At 64.8% G+C, this 4151-nt stretch carries 4 protein-coding genes and 1 pseudogene; 2 read left to right on the plus strand and 3 right to left on the minus strand.

Annotated features, from left to right (window positions below; translation table 11 throughout):
* Positions 1–94: 94 nt before the first annotated feature.
* Together EOA29_RS27600 and EOA29_RS27605 are read right to left on the minus strand one after the other, a co-directional pair.
* Positions 95–403, minus strand: a complete 309-nt coding sequence (locus EOA29_RS27600; RefSeq protein ID WP_126091489.1) for a DUF1244 domain-containing protein — start codon at positions 401–403, stop codon at positions 95–97.
* Positions 404–428: 25 nt separating this feature from the next.
* Positions 429–1226, minus strand: a complete 798-nt coding sequence (locus EOA29_RS27605) for an N-formylglutamate amidohydrolase (RefSeq protein ID WP_126091490.1) — start codon at positions 1224–1226, stop codon at positions 429–431.
* A 180-nt stretch (positions 1227–1406) separates the two neighbouring features.
* Between EOA29_RS27605 and EOA29_RS27610 the strand changes: the two genes are divergently transcribed.
* Positions 1407–1961 (plus strand): DUF1036 domain-containing protein, encoded by a 555-nt coding sequence (locus tag EOA29_RS27610; protein ID WP_189350488.1) that lies wholly within the window; start codon positions 1407–1409, stop codon positions 1959–1961.
* Positions 1958–3385, plus strand: a complete 1428-nt coding sequence (gene pyk / locus EOA29_RS27615) for a pyruvate kinase (protein WP_126091492.1) — start codon at positions 1958–1960, stop codon at positions 3383–3385. The genes EOA29_RS27610 and pyk overlap by 4 nt, the downstream gene beginning before the upstream one ends.
* Positions 3386–3651: 266 nt before the next feature.
* Here pyk and EOA29_RS27620 read toward each other — a convergent pair.
* Positions 3652–4151, minus strand: a pseudogene (locus tag EOA29_RS27620) (alpha/beta hydrolase); the annotation flags it as partial.

The following is a 4151-nucleotide window of genomic DNA, read 5'->3' on the forward strand; positions in this document are numbered from 1 at the left end:
GTTGACCGTTTCACGGAAACGGCGACCCGCTCTATCTCTTTGTTTTGACGCAATTCCGGACGGAAAACCGTTTCACACCTTTCCTGGAATTGCTCTAGTGATCCTTGGGGCGCTTGGCCTCGAACTCCGCCTTCTTGGCGTCCGACGCCTCGGTCTGGTTGAGCGCCTGCCATTCGGCATAAGGCATGCCGTAGATGATCTCGCGCGATTCATCCTTCGACAATGCAACGCCATCGGCCTCGGCGGCCTCGCGATACCAGTTCGACAGGCAATTGCGGCAGAAGCCGGCGAGGTTCATCAGGTCGATATTCTGGACGTCGCCGCGCTGGCGCAGGTGATCGACCAGCCGGCGGAAGGCTGCGGCCTCGAAATCGCGTTTCTGCTCGTCGCTGAGTTCGGTCATTTGTCTGTTCCCGGCCTGACGGCCTTCATGCTGGCCCGGTGCGCGAGCCGAACATCTTCACCTGGTGTATATCGGCACGGCGGTCGATGGCGTCAACGATCGGCGCCAGCCGTTCGGCCCAGGCAAGAGCGCCGGCGCGGTCGGCGATCAGGTCCTGGCGGATTTCGATCAGCGCGTGGGCGTAGCCGTTGACGATGGCGTGGCGGAACATGGTGTCGCCGCGCAAGGCGCCGTCATAGGGTTCGTTGTCGCCGACGACGAGGTTTTCGTCCTCAGCCAGCATGTCGATCAGCGGCCGCGCCACGCGGTCGTCGAGGTCCCACAGGATGCCGACATGCCAGGGCCGGATGAAGCCTTGCATGCGCGGGGTGAAGGAATGCACCGAGAAGATGAACGGCGCTTTCCCCGAGGCGTGCGCCACGGAAGCGATCATGGCGCCGACGGCGTCGTGATAGGGCCGGTAGAAGCGGTCGAGACGCCGCTCCCGCTCCTCGGCGGCCATCGGATAGTTGCCCGGCACGATGGTGCCGTCATAGAGCTGACGGATCAGCGTCGGGTCGTCCTCGCCCCGGTTGGGATCGATCAACAGCCGCGAGAAGCCGGCAAGCACCGCCGGCGCGTCGAGCGCCCCCGCCAGCTCGCGCGTCACCGTCTCGACCCCGATGTCATAGGCGATGTGGCGCTCGAACTCGGCAGCCGGTAGGCCGAGGCTGCCATACTCCTCCGGCAGGTCGCGGCGGGCGTGATCGGCCAGAAGCACGATGCCTTTCTTGCGGTCGCCCTCGACGATATCGAAAGGCGCGAAAACTGTGGATCGGGTCATCGGCTGAAAATGGGTCGGTCGCTGGCATCCGGGCAGGGTGGTATCGTCATTCCACGAAGAGGACTGAGGCGCAATGCCGTTGTTTGGCCACGGTTTCTGCAAAAAATCCCGAATGGGGACGACTTACCACGCGCCGGGCCTCTCTAAATCGATTGGAATTGAACAAAACGGCGCGTTGACATGCGCCCGGAGTTTGCTGAAAAGGGGCTTCGAGAGATGCCGATGTGGTTCGTGAGGGGATTTGGAATGGTTTTCGCCGGCAGGCTGCGCAAGCGCCTGGCCCTGCCGCTCCTGATCGTTGGCGCGGGTCTCAGCGCGCTTTGCACGACCTCGCCTGCCCGCGCCGACTTCCGCGTCTGCAACGCGACACAAAACCTGGTCGGCGTCGGCATCGGCTATCGTGCCAAGGCCGGCTGGATCACCGAGGGCTGGTGGCACATCGAAGGATCGACCTGCAAGACGCTGATCGAGGGACCGCTGTCATCAAGGTTTTACTATCTTTATGCAGAAGACGCCGAGCGCGGCGGGCGTTGGGACGGCCCGATCAACATGTGCGTCGCCGAAAAAGAGTTCAAGATTGCCGGCGTGAATGATTGCGTCGCCCGGGGCTTCCAGCGCGCCGGATTTCAGGAATATGACACGGGCGAGCAGGCAAGCTGGATGGTCCAGCTGACCGACGAGCCCGCAACGGGAGGCGCGCCAGCGACCCCTGCTCCGGGAACAAACAGTCAATGAGACGTATCCGCAAGGTCAAGATCCTCGCCACCATCGGTCCGGCTTCCTCGTCCGAGGAGATGCTGCGAAAGCTGTTCGAAGCTGGGGCCGATGTCTTCCGCATCAATATGAGCCATACGGACCACGAGCTGATGCGCACGCTGGTCGGCCGCATCCGCGCCGTCGAGGCGGCCGTCGGCCGACCGATCGGCATTCTCGCCGACCTGCAGGGACCGAAGCTCAGGGTCGGCAAGTTCGCCAACGGCAAGGAAGCGCTGACCGTCGGCCAGACCTTCACGCTCGACGACAATCCGGAACCCGGCACGTCCAGCCGGGTCTACCTGCCGCATCCGGAAATCCTGAGCTCGGTCGAGCCCGGTCACCGGCTTTTGATCGACGACGGCAAGCTGGAGCTCAAGGCGGTGAAGAGCGACGGCAAGTCAATCACCTGCACGGTCGTCGCCGGCACCGGCATTTCCGACAAGAAGGGCGTCAGCCTGCCCGACACCGACCTGCCGGTTGGCGCGCTGACCGAGAAGGATCGCGCCGATCTCGACGCGGTGCTTGCGGCGAGCGTCGACTGGGTGGCGCTGTCCTTCGTGCAGCGGCCGGAGGATCTGGCGGAAGCCCGCAAGATCGCGCGCGGCCGCGCGCTGATCATGGCCAAGATCGAGAAGCCGCAGGCGGTCGCCCGTCTGCCGGAGATCATCGAGCTGTCCGACGCGCTGATGGTTGCGCGCGGCGATCTCGGCGTCGAGATGCCGCTCGAAGCCGTGCCCGGCATCCAGAAGCAGATCACGCGCGCCGCGCGCCGCGCCGGCAAGCCGGTGGTGATCGCTACCCAGATGCTGGAATCGATGATCACCGCGCCGGTGCCGACCCGCGCCGAAGTGTCGGATGTGTCGATCGCCGTGTTCGAAGGCGCGGACGCGATCATGCTTTCGGCCGAATCCGCGGCCGGCGCCTATCCGGTCGAGGCGGTCGCCATGATGAACCGCATCGCCACCAAGGTCGAAACCGACCCGACCTATGCCGGCATCATCAACGCGCAGCGCTCGGAGCCGGAAGCGACCGGCGCGGACGCGATCTCGCTCGCCGCGCGCGAGATCGCCGAGACGCTGAAATTGTCGGCGATCATTACCTACACCGCCTCCGGCACCACTGGGCTCCGCGCCGCGCGCGAGCGTCCGCAGGTGCCGATCGTGGCGCTGTCGCCGATCGTCAACACGGCGCGGCGGCTGTCGCTCCTATGGGGCACGCATTGCGTGGTTTCGGAGGATGCCATCGACCTCGACGACATGGTCGACCGGGCCTGCCGCATCGCCCTCGACGAAGGCTTCGGCAAGCCGGGCGATCGCGTCATCATCACCGCCGGCGTGCCGCTGAGGACGCCCGGCTCGACCAACATGCTGCGTATTGCCTATGTGGGGTCGGAGACGCATTAGCCGTAAGAGCTGGTCTGCTGTGACCGCCGTTTGAAACCTTTTCAAGGTCGGCGCCGCCCCTCATCCGCCTGCCGGCACCTTCTCGCCGTATAGTGACGGGGAGAAGGGAGAAGCTTTGGCGTCAGCGCCATTGCTCCCACGTTGGCGATTGGCGAAATCGGCGATGACAGCGTTCTTCTCCCCGTCACTATCCGGGGAGAAGTGCCCGGCAGGGCGATGAGGGGCAGCGCTGCATTGAGGTCTTTCAAGCACGGCGGTGAAACTGCTCAGCCCAGCGCCAGCTCGGCGTCTGGAGCCCTGAGTTCCGGAAATCTGCCGGCGCCCTGCGTGTCGCCGGCTATCCGGCCTTCCACCATTCTTGCCATGGCTTGCAGGTCGACAGGCATGCCTGCGATCTTCTCGATGGCGCCGACGACAAGGTCGGGCGCGGTCCAGTCGGGCTTGTGGCCGAGATTACGGACCCAGACCAGTTCGGCGCCGGGAATATCGCGCTCGAGACCGACGGAATGGATGGTGGCGTAGACCACCTTGTCGCGGTCGCCGGAGATGACGACAGTCGCCGCCTTGATTTCACAGTAGTCCGGCGAGGCCTGGCGCACATAATCGTAGAGCTGAGCCATATCCCGGGCGTTGGCGCGGAAGGCAGGCGGCCGCAGCACCAGCGGGATCGAGGCCTTGCCGATGTAGTCGTCCGGCAGGTTGTTGGGTGAAAAGACGCAGGCCGTCGCGTTGCCGATCTGCAGCATGCCGGCGGGGTACGCGAGCG

The organism is Mesorhizobium sp. M1E.F.Ca.ET.063.01.1.1 (assembly GCF_003998155.1).
Taxonomy (GTDB): domain Bacteria; phylum Pseudomonadota; class Alphaproteobacteria; order Rhizobiales; family Rhizobiaceae; genus Mesorhizobium.

Bases quoted from the DNA above. Each gene is read 5' to 3' on its own strand.
- EOA29_RS27600 (WP_126091489.1), bottom strand. From the start codon at position 403: ATGACCGAACTCAGCGACGAGCAGAAACGCGATTTCGAGGCCGCAGCC.
- EOA29_RS27605 (WP_126091490.1), bottom strand. From the start codon at position 1,226: ATGACCCGATCCACAGTTTTCGCGCCTTTCGATATCGTCGAGGGCGAC.
- EOA29_RS27610 (WP_189350488.1), top strand. From the start codon at position 1,407: ATGCGCCCGGAGTTTGCTGAAAAGGGGCTTCGAGAGATGCCGATGTGG.
- pyk (WP_126091492.1), top strand. From the start codon at position 1,958: ATGAGACGTATCCGCAAGGTCAAGATCCTCGCCACCATCGGTCCGGCT.